Below are 17,054 nucleotides of genomic sequence, written 5' to 3'. Positions count from 1 at the left end.
CGGGCCATCAGACGCAGACAGGCCCGCCGAAGGGCGGGCCCGTAGGGTGGCATTGAGCCAAATGGGCATCAGTTGTTGACGGTTTCGTCTACCGTATCGCCGATGCTTTCGGCCCCTTCGCGGGTGCGCTGCCAGGCGCTTTGGGCGCCTTCACGGGTGGCTTCCCAGGCCTCGGCGGCATTTTCGCGCGCCTGATCCCACCAATCCCGGTTATACTCGGGCAGCTCATCGAGCTCTTCTGCGGTGGCATCGACATAGACGCGATGTACGGTATCACCGTCCTCGTCGGTCTCGGTTTCCAGTCGGTAGTGATCGTTGTCCAGAACGATATCGCGACCGCCCAGACCCAACGTGGCACCGGTTTCGATGACGATGGCCTGCACGCTCATGTCGTCGTCGAGCAGGATGTCTTCGACATCGCCGATACGTTCATCGGGGGCGCTGTCCAGATAGACGTTGGCGTCCATGATGGCGTCGGCCGAGTAGAGCCCCTCGATATCCGCCTGAGCGTTGCTGGCCAATGCCAAGCCGCCAGCGAGAGAAATGCTGAGTGCGAGTGTGGTCTTGCGCATGCTGTGATCTCCTCGATAGTCCTTTCGTGGTGTCACCATAATCGGGCCGGCTATAACGCGGCGGCCCAGTCATTCGCGCGCTTTTCTGCTTCTTCCTTGGTGATGCCGTACTTGGTTTGCAGTTTGCCGATCATCTGATCCTTTTTACCGGCGATCTGATCGAGTTCGTCGTCCGTCAGCTCGCCCCAGTTCTCGCGGGCTCTACCTCTGACTTCCTTCCAGCGTCCTTCTATCTGGTCCCAATTCATGGCAGTTCCTCCTTGTGGTTGCCAATGCCAGTCTCGATAGCGCGTTCCCCGACGTCGTTTTCAGGGACATGCTCGCCGTGTGTGGCGAACATAGCGACTATGCTATGTGACAGACTGGCTGTGACGGCGCATCCTTTCTGTGACGTGCACCAGTAAAGGTAATGCCGATCCACGGAACTTCAATGCCGGGATAACAAATCGTTTCATTTTTACCCGTGCCATTGATACGACAATGAGTGATACAACCACAACGAGCCCGCCCATGACCGAGACTTCCACGATCCCCGTGCGTCGCTTCCGCGCCACGCCGCGTGGCCGCGAGCTTGCCCCCGAGTCGCTGGCGGCGCTGCGGGCGCTGATCGGCGACGAGCGCGATACGCCGGCCCTGCAGCGTCACGACCTGTTGATCGAGCACCTGCACGTCATCCAGGACCACCACGGTTTTCTGTCGATGGCCGATCTGCGTGCGCTGGCGGCCTACATGAATCTGCCCATGGCGTCGGTCTATGAGACCGCCACCTTTTACGCACATTTCGATGTCATCCACGACGATCAGGCAGCGCCGCCGGCGGTGACGATCCGCGTCTGCGACTCGCTCTCCTGCCAGCTGGCCGGTGCGGCGGCGCTGCAGGGCGAGCTCGAGACTGGCGCCGACCCGTCTCAGGTGCGGGTGCTGCGAGCGCCCTGCATGGGGCGCTGCGAGAGCGCCCCGGTGGTCGAAGTGGGCCACCGTCATGTGCTGCACGCCAGCCGCGAGGCGGTGGAGGCGGTGGTCGATACCGGCCACTTTCATCCTGAAGCCGTCGACTGGCAGCGGCTGGACGCTTATCGCAGCGAGGGTGGCTATCGGCTGCTGCAGGCTTGCCGTGACGGCGAGATAGCAGTAGACACCCTGATGCAGACCCTCGAGGCGGCCAATCTACGCGGACTGGGCGGCGCCGGCTTCCCGACGTTCAAGAAGTGGACCTTCGTTCGTCAGGAAGCCGGGCCACGCTACTGCGCGATCAACGCCGACGAGGGCGAGCCCGGTACCTTCAAGGACCGCTACTACCTTGAGCGTGACCCGCACCGTTTCCTCGAGGGTGCGCTGGTCAGCGCCTGGGCGGTGGAGGCCGAGGCACTCTACATCTACCTGCGCGACGAATACCCCGGCCTGCACCGCGTGCTCCACGAGGCAATTGCCGAGCTCGAGGCCGCCGGCCTGGTCAGCCCCGGCTACGTGGTGATGCGGCGCGGCGCCGGCGCCTATATCTGCGGCGAAGAGTCGGCGATGATCGAATCGCTAGAGGGCAAGCCCGGCAAGCCGCGCCACAGGCCGCCGTTTGTCGCCCAACGCGGCCTGTTCGACCGCCCGACCCTGGTCAACAACGTCGAGACGGTCTACTGGATCCCGCTGATCTGGCAGCGCGGTGCCGAGTGGTTCGCCGGCCATGGCCGCCACGGCCGCAGCGGCCTGCGCAGCTTCTCGCTCTCTGGGCGGGTCAAGCGCCCCGGGGTGCACCTGGCCCCGGCGGGGATCACCCTCGCGGAACTGGTCGAGGAGTACGGCGGCGGCATGCTCGACGGCCATCGTCTCGCTGCCTACCTACCCGGTGGCGCATCCGGCGGCATTCTGCCGGCCAGCAAGGCGAATATCCCACTCGACTTCGACACCCTGCAGGCCGAGGGCTGCTTCATCGGCTCCGCCGCGGTGATCGTGCTGTCGGACCAGGACGACCTGCGCAGTGCTGCCAGCAACCTGCTGGCCTTCTTTGCCGACGAGTCCTGCGGCCAGTGCACGCCGTGCCGGGTCGGCACCGAGAAGATGCTGACCCTGCTCGAGCGCGACGAGTGGCACGCCGCCGATCTGGAGCGGCTGTCCCAGGTCATGATGGACGCCTCGATCTGCGGCCTCGGCCAGGCAGCGCCCAACCCGGTGCTGGGGCTGCTCAAGGATTTCCGCGAGGAACTGGCGGCGCAACAGATCATCGTCAAGGGCTGAGGAGGGCACCATGACAGAGCAGACATTTACCCTGACCCTCGATGGCGCCGAGGTCACCGCCCACGCCGGCGAGACGCTGTGGCAGGTCGCCAAGCGCGCTGGCGAGAGCATTCCCCACCTCTGCTACAAGGACACTCACGGCTACCGTGCCGACGGCAACTGTCGCGCCTGCATGGTCGAAATCGACGGCGAGCGGGCGCTGGCGGCGAGCTGCCTGCGCCAGGCCACGCCGGGCATGGTGGTCAAGAGTGCCAGCTCCGAGCGTGCGCGCCTCTCCCGTGAGGCGGTGATGGAGCTGTTGATCGCCGATCAGCCCGAGCGCGAGGCGAGTCCCGACCGCGCCAGCCACTTCTGGGCGATGGCCGACCAGTTGGCCATCGACGCCGCGGCGGTGCGCGAGTGGCTGCCGTCGCGCAGCGAGCGCGACGCGCCCACGGTGCATCACGTCGCCGCGCGGGACACCGCCTTGCCGCACGCCGCGGGCCATGACGCCAGCCACTCGGCCATGAACGTCAACCTGGACGCCTGCATCGAGTGCAACCTGTGCGTGCGTGCCTGCCGCGAGGTACAGGTCAACGACGTCATCGGCCTGGCTCACCGCGGCGCGGCGTCGAAGATCGTCTTCGACTTCGACGATCCCATGGGTGAGAGCACCTGCGTGGCCTGCGGCGAGTGCGTTCAGGCTTGCCCTACCGGGGCGCTGATGCCGGCCACGCTGATCGACGCCGCGGGCCGCGGCGACTCGACGGTGGCCGATCGCCAGGTCGACTCGGTGTGCCCCTACTGCGGGGTGGGCTGCCAGCTCACCTATCACCTCAAGGACGACGAGATCCTGTTCGTCGAGGGCCGCGACGGGCCGTCCAATCACAATCGACTCTGCGTCAAGGGCCGCTACGGCTTCGACTACCCGCGCCATCCATCGCGGCTGACCACGCCGCTGATTCGCAAGCCCGGTGTCGCCAAGGGGCTCGACCCCGACTTCGATCCGGCCCAGCCACTCAGCCACTTTCGCGAGGCGAGCTGGGAGGAGGCGCTGGACGCCGCCGCTGGCGGTCTCACGGCGCTCAAGGCCGAGCATGGCCCGGCTTCGCTGGCTGGTTTCGGCAGCGCCAAGTGCTCCAACGAAGAGGCCTGGCTGTTCCAGAAGCTGGTGCGCACCGGCTTCGGCTCCAACAACGTCGACCACTGCACCCGGCTATGCCACGCCAGCTCGGTGGCGGCGCTGATGGAGTGCATCGGGTCTGGCGCGGTCACCGCCTCCTTCATGCAGGCCGAACAGGCCGACGTGGTGATCCTCACCGGCTGCAATCCCACGGTGAACCACCCGGTGGCGGCGACCTTCTTCAAGCAGGCCGCCAAGCGCGGTACCAAGCTGATTGTCATCGACCCGCGTGGCCAGGCGCTGGGCGCCTACGCGCATCAGACCCTGCGCTTCACCCCAGGCAGCGATGTCTCGCTGTTCAACGCCATGCTCAACGTCATCGTCAGCGAAGGGCTGTACGACCAGGCCTATATCGATGCCCACACCGAGGGCTTCGAGGCGCTCAAGGCCCACGTCGCCGAGATGACGCCGGAGGCCATGGCGCCGCACTGTGGCGTCAGCGCCGAGGAGATCCGCCAGGTGGCGCGGGAGTACGCCACCGCCGAGCGAGCGATGATCTTCTGGGGCATGGGCATCTCCCAGCACACCCACGGCACCGACAACGCCCGCTGCCTGATCTCGCTGGCGCTGGCTTGCGGGCAAACCGGGCGTCCCGGCACCGGCCTGCACCCACTGCGTGGCCAGAACAACGTCCAGGGCGCCTCGGACGCCGGCCTGATCCCGATGGTTATGCCCGACTACCAGCCGGTCTCTGACGCTCAGGTGCGCAGCGCCTTCGAGGAGCTGTGGAATACCGAACTGGACGCCGAGCCGGGCCTCACCGTGGTCGAGATCATGGAAGCGATCCATGCCGGTACCATTCGCGGCATGTATATCCAGGGCGAGAACCCGGCCATGTCCGACCCCGACCTCGACCACGCCCGGGCGGCCCTGGCCAAGCTCGAGCACCTGGTGGTGCAGGATCTGTTCGTTACCGAGACCGCCCAGTTCGCCGACGTGATCCTGCCCGCCTCGGCGTGGCCGGAGAAGGACGGCAGTGTCACCAACACCAATCGCCAAGTGCAGCTGGGCCGGGCCGCCATGCCGCTGCCCGGGGATGCCAAGCCCGACTGGTGGATCATCCAGGAGATCGCCCGGCGCTTCGATCTGGGCTGGGACTACACCCACCCCCGCGAGGTGTTCGCCGAGATGCAGCGTGGCATGCCGTCGCTGGACCATATCAGCTGGGAGCGCCTCGAACGCGAGGGCTCGGTGACCTACCCGTGCCCGGCGGATGACGCCCCGGGGGCCGACGTGGTGTTCAGCGACGCCTTCCCTACCGCTGACGGGCGGGCGCGGTTCAGCCCCACCGTGCCGCTGCCGCCGGACGAGCCCATCGACGGCGACTACCCCACGGTGCTGACCACCGGTCGCCAGCTGGAGCACTGGCACACCGGCTCGATGACCCGGCGCGCCAAGGTGCTCGACGACCTCGAGCCCGAGGCGGTGGCCAGCGTGGCGCCCGGCGAGCTGCGCCGGCTGGGCTTGAAGCCTGGTGACGCCTTGACCATCACCACCCGGCGCGGGTCGATCACCCTGCGCACCCGGGCCGACATGCTGATGCCCGAGGGCATGGTGTTCGTGCCGTTCTGCTATGCCGAGGCGGCGGCCAATGTGCTGACCAACCCGGCGCTGGACCCCTACGGCAAGATCCCGGAGTTCAAGTATGCCGCCTGTCGGCTGACGGTCGCCCAGGCGATCCCGGCCTAGCGTGGTAGCTGGAGGCTGAGTGCAAACGTGGAGGAGAGGAGGGCCATACCATGATGATTGTCGATCTGATTGATGGGGACGACTTTCGCCAGCGGCTGGTGGCGCTGGGCGTGCAACTACCCGAGGGCGCCTGCCCCGAGACCTGTGCCCGCCTGACCAGACGCATGCAGCGCGAGGTCGGGGTGCCGGGGTTGGAGGCCGAAATCGACGCGCTGATGCAGCAGCGCGAGGTCATGCTGCCATCGGTGCGACGCGCCATCGAGGATATTCTCCAGGCGCGCTAGCCATTGCGACCCATGTGTCATTTTTCGCCACTCCCGGCCCCTTTAGAGGGGTCGGGTAGGCGTCTTGGTGAGGTGTCGCCATCTTTCTAATCTGCTGTTTTTACAGGCTTAAAATCGACTTTTTTGCCGATTGGCGCGCTGCGTGCTTGATGTTGGCTGACACTCAGCAATCGTCAGGAGACAAGGATGAACACTCGCAGCAAGGCAAGTCGCAAGTTCATGGCCGCCACGTCGATTGCCGCCATGCTATTGGGCAGCCTGGCACTGACGGGCTGTGGCAATGGTGACGATATGCCGCCGATGGATGATGACCCGGCAATGGATCAGCCCATGGACGAGCAGCCCATGGACGAGCAGCCCATGGACGAGCAGCCCGGAATGGAGCAGGACATGGGAACTGATCCAGCAATGGACGATCCGGCAATGGACGAAGACGACTCATTCTGACCATTGATCCATGATGCGCAGTAACACGGAATGACGGCGGGATATGGACGTCCCGCTGGCTGACCGGCGATGTGGTCGTCGGCTGGCTACACAGGGACGTGGCCTTTAACGGATCAGGAGGTTATTCGCGATGATGTCCAAGGCATTCTTGAAGCGTTTCGGTATTCTCGGTGTCGCGCTCGGGTTGACGGCTAGCCCGCTGGTGATAGCCGATACACACGATACCGGTGCGCCAGCGGACCCCGCCGGAACCTCGGATCCTGCCTCGCCGGGAACCCAGGACCCGGCCACGCCGGGGACTGACCCCGCCGACGCGGAGGACGGTACTGCCGATCCGAGCACCGGCGAACCGGGTACCGGCGATGAACCTGAAGCGGGCATGCCGGAGGAACAGGAAGCCGGTTTTGGAGATGGCGGTGATGCCATGCCCGGTGAGGCGGAACCACCCGCGGAGCACGCCAGTGAGCCGCTGCCCGAGGAAGAAGAACTCGACTGATCGTGACATCATGTCCTCGATGTTTCGATCGCTCGCTCGAACGGCGCCCCGTGAGGCGCCGTTGGCGTATGTGGGCGCTGCTCAGCTGGCGTCGTCAGGATCTTCCAGGCGCCGATAAAGCGTCTTGCGGGCGATACCCAGAATATCGGCAGTACGCCGCTTGTTGCCGCCGGTAGCCTCCAGTACCTTCTGGATATAGCGCTTCTCGACGTCCTCGAGGCTTGGCCAGGGGGCGTTCTGGGCGGCCGGGGTGCCCTCGCTGCCCAGCGCGCTGCGCTGGTCTTCGGCGTGTCCGCGCAGGCGTTCGGGGAGATCGTCGTGACACAGGATGCCGTCTTCAGCCAGGGTGACCGCGCGCATGATGGCGTTTTCCAGCTCGCGAACATTACCCGGATAGGGATAGTTGAGCAGCGCCTGCAGCGCCAGCGGCTCGACCTGCTCGATGGTCTTGCCCTGTTGCCCAGCGTGCTTGTCGATCAGGGCGGCGATCAGTCGCTCGATATCCCCCCCGCGCTCGCGCAGCGGCGGAATCCTCAGCGAGAAGGTCTCGAGGCGGTAGAAGAGGTCGCTCCTGAAGTTGTCGCCCTCGATCTCCTTCTCCAGATCGCGATGGGTGGCGGCGATGATGCGCACGTCCACCTTCTCCTCCTTCTCGGCACCCACGGCCCGCACGGTCCTTTCCTGCAAGGCGCGCAGCAGTTTGGCCTGCAGCGAGGGCGGCATCTCCCCAATCTCGTCGAGAAACAGGCTGCCGCCGTTGGCGGCGTGGAACAAGCCCTGGCGTGCCTCGTTGGCGCCGGTGAAGGCGCCCTTGACGTGGCCGAAGAACTCGCTCTCCATCAGCTCCATGGGGATGCTGGCACAGTTGACGGCGATGAAGGGGCCATCGTGGCGCGGGCTCTCGGCGTGGATGGCACGTGCCAGTAGCTCCTTGCCGGTGCCGCTCTCGCCGAGGATCAGAATGGGGGCGCTGCTCTTTGCCAGGCGTGCCGCATCGTGGAATAGCGACTGCATCGCCTCACTCTCGCCAACGATACCGTGGAAGTGCGGGCGAGCGCCGCCGGCGCTCTCCAGGCGCGCCGCCAGGCGGTGGTTCTCGAGCACACGATAGACGGCTTCGCGCACGTTCTCGAGATCCAGCGGTTTGGTCAAGAAGTCGTCGGCGCCGATCTTTAGCGCTTCCACCGCCTGCTCGATGGTGCCGAAGGCGGTGATCACGATGAATCCCACCTGGCTGTCATCGTGGCGCAGCCGTTCGAGCAGTTGCATGCCGGTGATGCCGGGTAAGCGCACGTCGCTGATGATCAGCTCAACGCTCTCATGGCTGAGCGTTGCAATGGCATCCTCGGCGCTACCGACCCCCAGGGTGGTGTAACCGGCCTCCTGCAGCTCCTCCTCGAGCAGCTCGAGGATTGCCGGATCGTCCTCGACGATGAGAATCGGCAGGGTCACGAAAGCCTCCTTGTCATGCCTGTTGCGCTCCCTGAGAGGGTGTCGGGTCATCGACGGGGAAAGTCAGCTCGAAGCCGGCGCCGCCCAGGGCGCTGTCGAAGACACCCACGGTACCGCCGTGGTCGTTGATGATACGGTGAACCATCGACAGACCCAAGCCGCTGCCCTGACCCACGGGTTTGGTGGTGAAGAAGGGGTCGAAGACCTGGCTCTTGTCGTCCTCGCTGATGCCCGGTCCGTCATCCTCTACCTTGATGTGAAGTTCGCCGTTGAGGACCTCGGCGCTGACGCGAATCTGCCCGCCGGGATTGGCCTGCAGGGCGTTATGCATCAGGTTGGTGAACACCTGGGTGAGCTGCTGGCCATTGACCGTCAACTGTGGCGCGGGGGCGGGCAGGGCGACCTCTACGTGGCTGCCAAGCCGCTCCAGCTCATCTTCGAGCAGGCCGATCGCCGATTCAATCAGCTCGTCGAGCCGACAGCACTCCTTCTCGACGTTGTGCTGGCGTCCCAGTTCCATCAGCTGACGCACGATCACCACGATACGTTCGACTTCGCTGCGAATACGGCTCAGTTTGGCACGTTCATCGTCGCCGATCACCTCGCGCCGCGCCAGGCGCTGGGCCTGGCCGTTGATCACCGTCAATGGCGCACCGATCTCATGGGCGACGCCGGCGGCCAGTACACCCAGCTCGGCGAGTTTCTTCGATTTGCGCAGGCGCTTTTCGAGTTCGATCTCCTTGCGCTGGCGCGCCTCGATATCGGCATCCTTTTCGGCCATCGAGTCGAGCATGCCGTTGAGCGCCAGCGACAGCTTGCGATACTCGGCGGGGCCGTCGATCGCCGCACGCTGGCTGCGGTCGCCTTTTTCGACACGCTCCATGACCCCCAGCAGGCGATTGAGTGGCCGCTCGATATAGTGCCGGAACCCCCACCAGATCATCAGCACGATACCGGCGGCCCCCACCGCGAATACCACTACCGCGACGATGCTGATGAAGCCGGTGTAGTTCTCGATACCGGTATTGAGTCGGTTGACCTGCAGTACGCCGCGAATCTCGCCGCCGGGAGTGGTCAGCGGTACCAGCGCCGAGTAGTAGTTCCAGCGCTCGTGCTGGCGGTAGTCGCCGGTGGGTTCCTCGGCCTCGACCACGGCGCGAATGTCGTCGGCATCGAACAGCTCCTCGCCGAGCCCCAGGCCGTAGATCTTCTCGCCATCGGTGTCGAATACATAGGCGCCGTAGATGCGGTGGAAGGAGAACGCCGAGTGCAGCGACTCCTGGAGCGCATCCGGGGTATCACGCTCCAGGGCGTAGCCCAGCGAGGTGCCGATGGCGTGGCTGATGATCTGCACCTCGCTCTGCAGCTTGGTGCGAACGTTGTCTTCCAGCGACTTGATCGCCACCAGGCTGAATACCAGCAAGATGAGAAATAGCGGCACGAGAACCGTGACGATGATGATATTGCGTAGGCGCATGGGGGCTCGCTGCGACGCTCGGACGAGAAGCTATCCCAACACGCCGCGGCGCGGAAATCCAGCCACCGGCACGGCCGTGCCGGTGGCCGAGGTGGTCAGCCCTTTACCACCTTGAGGTGGGGGGCGGTATGGCCGAGGTTTTCCTGCATGCGCTCGCTGTACCAGTCGATGAAGTCGATCACCCCGAACTCGTAGGTCGCCGAGTAGGGGCCCGGCTCATAGGCGCGGGAGTTGATGCCGCGCTGGTTCTCCTCGGCCAGACGGCGGTCCTGGTCGTTGGTGGCGTCCCACACCTTGCGTAGCTCGTCGGGGTCGTAGTCGACGCCGGCCACGGCATCGGTATTCACCAGCCATTTGGTGGTTACCAGGGTCTGCTGGGGGCCCAGCGGCAGCACCCGGAATACCACCGCGTGGTCGCCCATGAAGTGGTTCCAGGAGTTGGGCAGGTGTAGGATCCGCAGCGAGCCCATGTCGGGGCTCTGCAGGCGACCCATCAATTTGCGGCAGCCGGGCTGACCGTCCATGGTCATGGAGACGGTACCTTCCAGCAGCGGGGTCCGGGTCAGGCGGTTGCGCTTGCCGAATCGCTTGAGCTGCCAGGGCACCTGTTCGCCGTCCCAGTCGGCCTGTTTGCGCGCCACCTGGGCCTTGTAGGCCGCGGTGGCTCGCGGGTCGTCGGTGTCGTCGAACTCGAGCAGGGTATTGAGCAGTTCCGGGTGTGCGCCGTTGCAGTGGTAGCACTCGCGGTTGTTCTCGATCACTAGCTTCCAGTTGGCCTGTTCGACGATCGAGGACTCCACCGCGACCTTGGTGTTGGCCATGTCGTAGGGTTCGAGATAGTGCTCGAGGGTGGCCAGGAAGTCATCGATGACCGTCGGTTGGTCGGCCAGGCTGATGAAGATGAAGCCCCCGGCGGTGCGCACATGGATCGGCTTGAGGCCATATTGGCTAAGATCGAAGTCGGTACCCATGTCGGCGCCGGCAAACAGTAGCCTGCCGTCGAGTTCGTAGGTCCACTGGTGGTAGGGGCACACCAGCTTGGCCACCTTGCCCTTGTCCTTGACGCATAGCCGCGAGCCACGGTGCCGGCAGACGTTGTGGAAACCATGGATGGCGCCGTCGGCGCCGCGCACCAGGATCAGCGGGTTGTCGCCGACCTCGAGGGTCATGAAACTGCCCTTGGTGGGTATTTCACAGCTCATGCCGGCAAACAGCCACTCCTTCTCGAAGATCTCCTGCATATCCAGGGCGAATAGCCGGGCGTCGTTGTAGAACGGCTGGGGCAGCGAGTACTGCGGGTTGCGCTGGGCAAGCATGGCACTGGTGGCCTCGCGGGCGCCGGCCAACGGGTCGTCAAGACGCTCGGGTGACATCGGGTCCATGGAAACGCTTCCTCTATAACGGGGCCGCGGCAGCGGCGCGAATCGGGTGTTGTTGGGGGTGTAGCCGACGCGATCAGATATGACTAGTGCGGCGAGTGTGGACCAGCCGCCTGAAGGGCAGTTGCCTGGGGGCGACAAGGCATGATGCAACGGCGACGCGCAGGGTGAGAATCCTGCCCTGGGCTGGAAGTGGTGGACATGCCCGTGTCGCAGACAGGCATGTGCCGCGCCTACGCTGTGCGCAAAATTCGCACCAACGGTACCGCCACATGGGCGCGGTGCCATTCCTACGATCGCAGCCCAGGCGAGTGCCCCCATGAGCATGAACTACCTCAACCCGGTCAACACCCAGACCTGGACCAATGGCCGCCACCTTGTGCGCTGCGTCAAGGTGATTCAGGAGACGTGGGACGTACGCACCTTCTGCTTCATGGCCGAGCAGCCGGTGCTGTTCTTCTTCAAGCCGGGGCAGTTCGTGACCCTGGAGCTAGAGGTCGACGGCGAGCAAATAATGCGCTCGTATACTATCTCGAGCTCGCCTTCGATTCCCTACAGCTTTTCGATCAGCGTCAAGCGCATGCCTGGAGGCAAGGTCTCCAACTGGTTACACGACCACTTGCGCATCGGCGACGAGCTGGCGGTGCATGGCCCGGTGGGCAACTTCAATGTCATCGACTACCCCGCCGACAAGATCCTGATGCTCTCCGGCGGGGTGGGGATCACGCCGCTGATGTCGATGGCGCGTTGGTTTTTCGACACCAATGCTGCAGTGGATCTGGAATTCGTGCACAGCGCACGTACCCCTCGCGATATCCTCTTCCAGCGTGAGCTGGAGCACATCTTCTCGCGGATTCCTGAGTTCAAGCTGCACATCGTGTGCGAGCGCAGCGATGAGCTGGGTGAGACCTGGTCCGGTTTTCGCGGCTATATCAGCCAGACGATGCTCGAGCTGATGGCGCCGGATTTCATGGAGCGCGAGATCTTCTGCTGCGGCCCGACCCCCTACATGAACGCCGTCAAACGTATCCTGGCCGATAACGGCTTCGACATGGCGCACTACCATGAAGAGTCGTTCGGTGCCACGCCGCTGGACGTGCAGGAAGAGGTACAGGAGCTGGTCGAGCAGGCCGAAGCCGAGGCCGAGGAACTCGACGTGGCGGATATGCTCAGCGTCGAGTTCTCCGCTACCGGTAAGAGCGTGCGCATCCAGCCCGGTGAGACGGTACATGCCGCCGCGGCCAAGCTCGGGTTGCACATTCCCAAGGCATGCGGGATGGGCATCTGCGGTACCTGCCGCGTGCCGCTGAGCTCGGGGCAGGTCAACATGGAGCACAACGGCGGTATCACCGACGAGGACATCGCCGAGGGCTACATCCTGTCATGCTGCAGCATGCCCACCGGCGATGTGGTGGTAGACTACTGAGCCCACGCAGACCGCCGAGCCCCATGCCGTAGTGCGGCATGGGGCTTTCCTGTTACAGGTCCTTGACCAGCCTGAGCGCATCATAGATGGCCGCATGGGTATTGCGCGACGCCACGGCGTCTCCGATGCGGAACAGCTGGAAGCCAGCATTGGCGTTGTGGACAACCGCCTGGGGGCGCCCGACGATCAGGTCGTCGTAGTTCACTTCGCCGCCGTTACTGGAATGCGGCTTGAGGTCGAAGTAGAGGTCGGCCATCGGCGTGATGCCGTAATTGACCACTACCTGATCGATGCGTCTCTGGTGATCGAGATCCAGATAGTCGCTGGTGATGGTGGCCAGCAACTCGCCGCCCTCGCGCTGCACGGACTTCAGCCGATAGGTGGGCGTGAAGGTCACATTGGGCCGCTGCAGGGCGCGCATATAGGGCACCAGATTCATGGCCATGATCTCCGCCGAGAAGGTGCGATCGGGTGTCATGATCTCGAGTACGGCTCCCGTCGCCGCGATGATCTCTGCCGCCTGCATGGCAGCATGGTCGCCGGCATCATCGAACAGCAGCACCCGTTTGCCCGGTGCCGCGTGCCCGGAGAGGATATCCCAGGTGTTGACCACCAGGTCGTGTCCGACCGCGGGCTGATCTTCCATGGGATAGCCGCCGGTGGCCACGATCACGACATCGGGTTGCTCGGCGAGCACCTCCTCGCGCTCGGCCCAGACGTTGTAGCGGATCTCGACACCCAGCGCTTCGCACTGGGCCAGGCGCCAGTCGATGATGCCCAGCATCTCGCGGCGGCGTTCGCTCTGCGCGGTGAGGCGTACCTGGCCGCCGGCATCGCTGGCGGCCTCCAGTACCACCACCTGATGGCCGCGCTCGCCGGCCACACGCGCCGCTTCTAGCCCCGCCGGCCCGGCGCCGATGATCACCACCCGGTGCCGCTGTGCCGCTCGGGGGATGATGTGGGGCATGCTGGTTTCGCGCCCTGTCGCGGCGTTGTGGATGCAGTAGGCGGCGCCGCCCTGATAGATACGGTCGAGGCAGTAGTTGGCGCCGACGCAGGGGCGGATCTCCTCCTCGCGACCTTCGATGATTTTGCGCACGATATGCGGGTCGGCCATATGCGCGCGGGTCATGCCGATCATGTCGACCTTGCCCGAGGCAATGGCGTGACGGGCGGTGGCGACGTCCTGGATCTTGGCGCCATGGAAGGTGGGAAAGTCCACCTGGCGACGAATCTCGCCGGCGAAGTCGAGGTGCGGAGCGCTGGGCATGCCCTGGATGGGGATCACGTCGGTGAGGCCGGGGTCGGTGTCGATATGCCCGCGCACCACGTTGAGAAAGTCGACCAGGCCACTCGCCTTCAGGCGGTGGGAGATCGTCATGCCTTCCTCGGCAGTAATCCCCCCCGGCAGCATCTCGTCGCCGGTATAGCGCACCCCGACGATGAACGCCTCACCGACCCGTTGGCGAATGGCGCGCAGCACATCGAAGGTGAAACGCAGCCGGTTATCCAGGTCGCCACCGTAGGGCGCCTCGAGGTTATTGGTCAGCGGCGACCAGAACTGGTCCATCAGGTGGCCATAGGCCTGTAGCTCGATACCGTCCAGGCCCGCGGCATGCATGCGCTCGGCGGCATCGGCATAGTCGCGAATCAAGCGCTCGACATCCCACTCCTCGACCTGCTTGGGAAAGGCGCGGTGAGACGCCTCGCGGCGGTGGGAGGCCGACACCGCCGGCAGCCAGTCGCCCTTGTCCCAGCGGGTACGCCGGCCCAGATGGGTCAACTGGATCATCACCGCCGTGCCGTGCTCGTGGCAGGCGTCGGCGAGCTCGCGCATCCACGGCACGACCTCATCCTGGTAGGCCAGGATGTTGTTGAACACCGGCGGGCTGTCCCTGGCCACCGCCGCCGACCCGGCGGTCATGGTCAGGCCGAGGCCGGCACGTGCCCGCTCGGCGTGATACTCGCGATAGAGCGCCTTGGGCATGCCGTCCTCGGGGTAGGCGGGCTCGTGGGCCGTCATCATCAGCCGGTTCTTGAGGGTCAGGTGCCTGAGCTGGAAGGGCTGCAGCAGCGGGTCGTTGGCCATCGTCAGGGCTCCATCTTGTTGTGTTATAGGACGGCATCAACGGCAAATGTACACTCGAGTATTTTGAATGTACATAGATGTACATTATGGCCAGGCGCTGTGCTTCGTCGATGCGATGGAAGGGCGATGGTCGGTCGTTAACGCTAGGGCTAGCGGCTAGCGGCTAGCGGCTAGCGGCTAGCGGCTAGTGGGTGGAGAGTACCCGTGGCGGGCATGGAAGCGCTGCAGTTCCCGAGGCTCGGGAGGCTGACCGGTGAAAATCTCGACATAGGCGGGGATGCGTTGCATGCGCACCTCGAGCGGCTCTCGCGTCTTCATCGAGATATAGCCGATCTGAGTCAGGTAGATGGTGCGGCCACGCACGTTGGCCGCCAGCGGCTCAACGCCGAAGCGTTCGAACATCCGTGACAGTGCGTCGATACGCTCGGCGTCGGCAACCTCGATCTCACTCTCCACCGGCGCCGACTGCAGCGCCCAGCTGCGCATGGCGAACTCCAGCGGGGAGTCGAATAGCTGGGAATCGAGCCAGCAATCGAAGACATTGAGCATTGCCTCGACGATGCTCTCGGCATAGGCCTCGGTCTGACGCACCAGTCCCTGGGTGTTCTTTTCTCGCCAGCGTTCTATCAATGCATTCAGTAATGCTTCGCGGTCCTTGAAGAACCAGTAGAAGCTGGTTCGAGACAGCTTGAGGCGTTTGGCGAGAGGCAGAATGCGTACGCTATCGACGCCGGACTCGAGCAGCAGTTCGAATGCGGCATCGAGCCAGACGTCGCGTGACCCCTTGGCAGGGGACCTATCTGTGATTGACATTGCGGCGGTCTCTGGAGATGTCGAGGCAAGTGTACACAGGTGTCGTTTCTATGTGCACATTGCCTTGTGACTGACCGCCGCCAGCGTTACTCCTCCGGCTCGAGCCGGTAGAGCCCGCCGTCACCGTGATCGGTGAGTAGGTAGATATAGCCGTCGCTGCCCTGGTGGACCTCGCGGATGCGGCCGATCTCACCGTCGAGCACGATCTCGCGATGGACGACCTCGCCATCTTCCATTATCAGTCGCTTGAGCTGCTCGCTGCGCAGCCCGCCGGCGAGCAGGTTGCCTTGCCAGGCGGCGAACGCCTCGCTGTCGACCTGGGCCAGGCCGGAGGGGGCAAAGCGATCCTCGTAGATATAGCGTGCGTCCTGCATGTCGGGGTGCGAGTCCACGCCGATCGGCTCGCGGGTGCTGTAGTCGACGCCGCGGCTCACTGTCGGCCAGCCGTAATTCTCGCCGGCTTCGATCAGATTGAGCTCGTCGCCGCCCAGCGGGCCGTGCTCGCTGGCCCAGATGGCGCCTTCGGCGTCGACCGCAAAGCCCTGGATATTGCGGTTGCCAATGGAGTAGATCTCGTCTAGTGCGCTGCCGTCGTCAACGAAGGGGTTGTCGTCGGGCACACCGCCGGTCTCGGTCAGGCGCAGCACGGTACCGGCGTGATCGCCGGCATCCTGGGCGCGCTCGGGATCGACCCCGCGATCACCGACGGTCATCAGCAGGCTACCGTCGGGCAGCCAGGCTAACCGCGAGCCGTAGTGACGGCCGGGCTGCGAGTAGCGATCCTGCTCGAACAGCGCCTCGACGTCGACCAGCGCATCGCCCTCCAGGCGTGCCCGGGCCAGGGCGCTGACGGTGCCGCCATCGCCGGGCTTGGAATAGGTGAAGTAGATCCACTCTTCGCCGTCGTCATAGGCATGGTGCAGGGTCACGTCGAGCAGACCGCCCTGGCCGTTGGCAGCCACCTCCGGGACGCCGTCAAGGTGGGTAACCTCGCCGCCGTTGATGAGCGCCATGCGACCGGCACGCTCGCTGACCACGAAGCGGCCGTCGGGCAGTTCGGCGATGCCCCACGGGTTCTCGAGGCCGCCGACCAACTGCACGATACGCAGCGACGCCTCTTCGCTGTCGATCCCCTCGGCGACGACCTCTCCGGCCTGGGCACTGCTCAGTCCCAGCAGGCCGCCAGCCACCAGCGCGGTGCCCAGCACGGCGCCATACGATGTCTTGCCCAACTTGCTCATGATCTCGCTCCCTGTGTCGAACTCACTGACATGAATGGGTGACTTCTACCCTAGCAGAGACCCCGGCGGGGGCGATTTTCTCCATACCAGCGCGAGCAGACACGTTCAAGTGGCGGAGGACGTCGGCGCGGGGAGAGTGTTGCGCTTCAGCTCCGCCCGGGGAGCGAGCCTACCAAACACCAAACAACATGCCTGCGCCCCCCATAGCTATTGAAAAAATAAGGCATAGCATCCCCCCTGCGTAGAGCCATACCAGCAGGTGTTTTAACCCCATCGGGGCTTGGTCGATCAGCTCCGG

The 17,054-nt window shown here is 64.7% G+C and carries 14 protein-coding genes; 6 read left to right on the top strand and 8 right to left on the bottom strand.

Translation table 11 applies throughout. From position 1 onward, the window contains the following. Positions 1-68: 68 nt before the first annotated feature. Positions 69-572 carry a PRC-barrel domain-containing protein gene (locus BLT16_RS14055; RefSeq protein ID WP_089659132.1) on the bottom strand — a complete coding sequence of 168 codons (504 nt, stop codon included), beginning with the start codon at positions 570-572 and terminating at the stop codon, positions 69-71. Positions 573-622: 50 nt separating this feature from the next. Next, entirely contained in the window at positions 623-820 is a 198-nt protein-coding gene (locus BLT16_RS14050; RefSeq protein ID WP_089659131.1) for a CsbD family protein, read from the bottom strand. A gap of 262 nt (positions 821-1,082) precedes the next feature. Here BLT16_RS14050 and BLT16_RS14045 point away from each other — a divergent pair, with 262 nt between their 5' ends. The 5 genes from BLT16_RS14045 (at position 1,083) to BLT16_RS14025 (ending at position 6,879) form a co-directional block, all read left to right on the top strand. Next, positions 1,083-2,801, top strand: a complete 1,719-nt coding sequence (locus BLT16_RS14045) for an NADH-ubiquinone oxidoreductase-F iron-sulfur binding region domain-containing protein (protein WP_089659130.1) — start codon at positions 1,083-1,085, stop codon at positions 2,799-2,801. 10 nt (positions 2,802-2,811) lie between these two features. Beyond that, on the top strand, positions 2,812-5,652 hold the full coding sequence (fdhF, locus tag BLT16_RS14040) for a formate dehydrogenase subunit alpha (RefSeq protein WP_089659129.1): 2,841 nt from the start codon (positions 2,812-2,814) through the stop codon (positions 5,650-5,652). A 50-nt stretch (positions 5,653-5,702) separates the two neighbouring features. Beyond that, positions 5,703-5,936, top strand: coding sequence for a hypothetical protein (locus BLT16_RS14035; protein WP_089659128.1), 234 nt, complete (start codon positions 5,703-5,705; stop codon positions 5,934-5,936). Between the two features lie 186 nt (positions 5,937-6,122). Continuing rightward, complete coding sequence (locus BLT16_RS14030; protein WP_089659127.1) at positions 6,123-6,383, top strand: hypothetical protein; 261 nt, start codon at positions 6,123-6,125, stop codon at positions 6,381-6,383. A gap of 130 nt (positions 6,384-6,513) precedes the next feature. After that, positions 6,514-6,879 carry a hypothetical protein gene (locus tag BLT16_RS14025; protein WP_089659126.1) on the top strand — a complete coding sequence of 122 codons (366 nt, stop codon included), beginning with the start codon at positions 6,514-6,516 and terminating at the stop codon, positions 6,877-6,879. 81 nt (positions 6,880-6,960) lie between these two features. Here the strand turns inward: BLT16_RS14025 and BLT16_RS14020 are convergent, their stop codons facing one another. From BLT16_RS14020 to BLT16_RS14010, 3 genes are all read right to left on the bottom strand, one after another. Further along, positions 6,961-8,331: a sigma-54-dependent transcriptional regulator gene (locus tag BLT16_RS14020; RefSeq protein ID WP_245701673.1), complete on the bottom strand. Its 1,371-nt coding sequence runs from the start codon at positions 8,329-8,331 to the stop codon at positions 6,961-6,963. A gap of 13 nt (positions 8,332-8,344) precedes the next feature. Next, a complete protein-coding gene (locus tag BLT16_RS14015) occupies positions 8,345-9,808 on the bottom strand; it encodes a sensor histidine kinase (RefSeq protein ID WP_089659124.1) in 1,464 nt (487 codons plus the stop codon). Positions 9,809-9,903: 95 nt separating this feature from the next. Beyond that, positions 9,904-11,190, bottom strand: coding sequence for an aromatic ring-hydroxylating oxygenase subunit alpha (locus tag BLT16_RS14010; RefSeq protein ID WP_089659123.1), 1,287 nt, complete (start codon positions 11,188-11,190; stop codon positions 9,904-9,906). A gap of 316 nt (positions 11,191-11,506) precedes the next feature. On the opposite strand from BLT16_RS14010, the gene BLT16_RS14005 reads away from it, so the two are divergent. After that, positions 11,507-12,613: an FAD-binding oxidoreductase gene (locus tag BLT16_RS14005; RefSeq protein ID WP_089659122.1), complete on the top strand. Its 1,107-nt coding sequence runs from the start codon at positions 11,507-11,509 to the stop codon at positions 12,611-12,613. A 52-nt stretch (positions 12,614-12,665) separates the two neighbouring features. On the opposite strand, the gene BLT16_RS14000 is transcribed toward BLT16_RS14005, so the two are convergent. The 3 genes from BLT16_RS14000 to BLT16_RS13990 all read right to left on the bottom strand — a co-directional run bounded on the left by BLT16_RS14000 (position 12,666) and on the right by BLT16_RS13990 (position 16,756). Then, positions 12,666-14,702, bottom strand: a complete 2,037-nt coding sequence (locus BLT16_RS14000; RefSeq protein WP_089659121.1) for an NADH:flavin oxidoreductase — start codon at positions 14,700-14,702, stop codon at positions 12,666-12,668. A gap of 177 nt (positions 14,703-14,879) precedes the next feature. Next, entirely contained in the window at positions 14,880-15,515 is a 636-nt protein-coding gene (locus BLT16_RS13995; protein ID WP_089659120.1) for a TetR/AcrR family transcriptional regulator, read from the bottom strand. 86 nt (positions 15,516-15,601) lie between these two features. Continuing rightward, on the bottom strand, positions 15,602-16,756 hold the full coding sequence (locus BLT16_RS13990) for a PQQ-dependent sugar dehydrogenase (protein WP_089659119.1): 1,155 nt from the start codon (positions 16,754-16,756) through the stop codon (positions 15,602-15,604). Positions 16,757-17,054 lie beyond the last annotated feature (298 nt).

Source organism: Franzmannia pantelleriensis, from assembly GCF_900102875.1.
GTDB classification, from domain to species: Bacteria; Pseudomonadota; Gammaproteobacteria; order Pseudomonadales; family Halomonadaceae; genus Franzmannia; species Franzmannia pantelleriensis.
Note: the sequence above shows the minus strand (reverse complement) of the source record. Positions and strands in the feature narration are given on the sequence as shown.

Excerpts from the sequence above, each read along its gene's own strand:
- BLT16_RS14055 (WP_089659132.1), bottom strand. The coding sequence starts at position 572 with ATGCGCAAGACCACACTCGCACTCAGCATTTCTCTCGCTGGCGGCTTG.
- BLT16_RS14050 (WP_089659131.1), bottom strand. The coding sequence starts at position 820 with ATGAATTGGGACCAGATAGAAGGACGCTGGAAGGAAGTCAGAGGTAGA.
- BLT16_RS14045 (WP_089659130.1), top strand. The coding sequence starts at position 1,083 with ATGACCGAGACTTCCACGATCCCCGTGCGTCGCTTCCGCGCCACGCCG.
- fdhF (WP_089659129.1), top strand. The coding sequence starts at position 2,812 with ATGACAGAGCAGACATTTACCCTGACCCTCGATGGCGCCGAGGTCACC.
- BLT16_RS14035 (WP_089659128.1), top strand. The coding sequence starts at position 5,703 with ATGATGATTGTCGATCTGATTGATGGGGACGACTTTCGCCAGCGGCTG.
- BLT16_RS14030 (WP_089659127.1), top strand. The coding sequence starts at position 6,123 with ATGAACACTCGCAGCAAGGCAAGTCGCAAGTTCATGGCCGCCACGTCG.
- BLT16_RS14025 (WP_089659126.1), top strand. The coding sequence starts at position 6,514 with ATGATGTCCAAGGCATTCTTGAAGCGTTTCGGTATTCTCGGTGTCGCG.
- BLT16_RS14015 (WP_089659124.1), bottom strand. The coding sequence starts at position 9,808 with ATGCGCCTACGCAATATCATCATCGTCACGGTTCTCGTGCCGCTATTT.
- BLT16_RS14010 (WP_089659123.1), bottom strand. The coding sequence starts at position 11,190 with ATGGACCCGATGTCACCCGAGCGTCTTGACGACCCGTTGGCCGGCGCC.
- BLT16_RS14005 (WP_089659122.1), top strand. The coding sequence starts at position 11,507 with ATGAGCATGAACTACCTCAACCCGGTCAACACCCAGACCTGGACCAAT.
- BLT16_RS14000 (WP_089659121.1), bottom strand. The coding sequence starts at position 14,702 with ATGGCCAACGACCCGCTGCTGCAGCCCTTCCAGCTCAGGCACCTGACC.
- BLT16_RS13995 (WP_089659120.1), bottom strand. The coding sequence starts at position 15,515 with ATGTCAATCACAGATAGGTCCCCTGCCAAGGGGTCACGCGACGTCTGG.
- BLT16_RS13990 (WP_089659119.1), bottom strand. The coding sequence starts at position 16,756 with ATGAGCAAGTTGGGCAAGACATCGTATGGCGCCGTGCTGGGCACCGCG.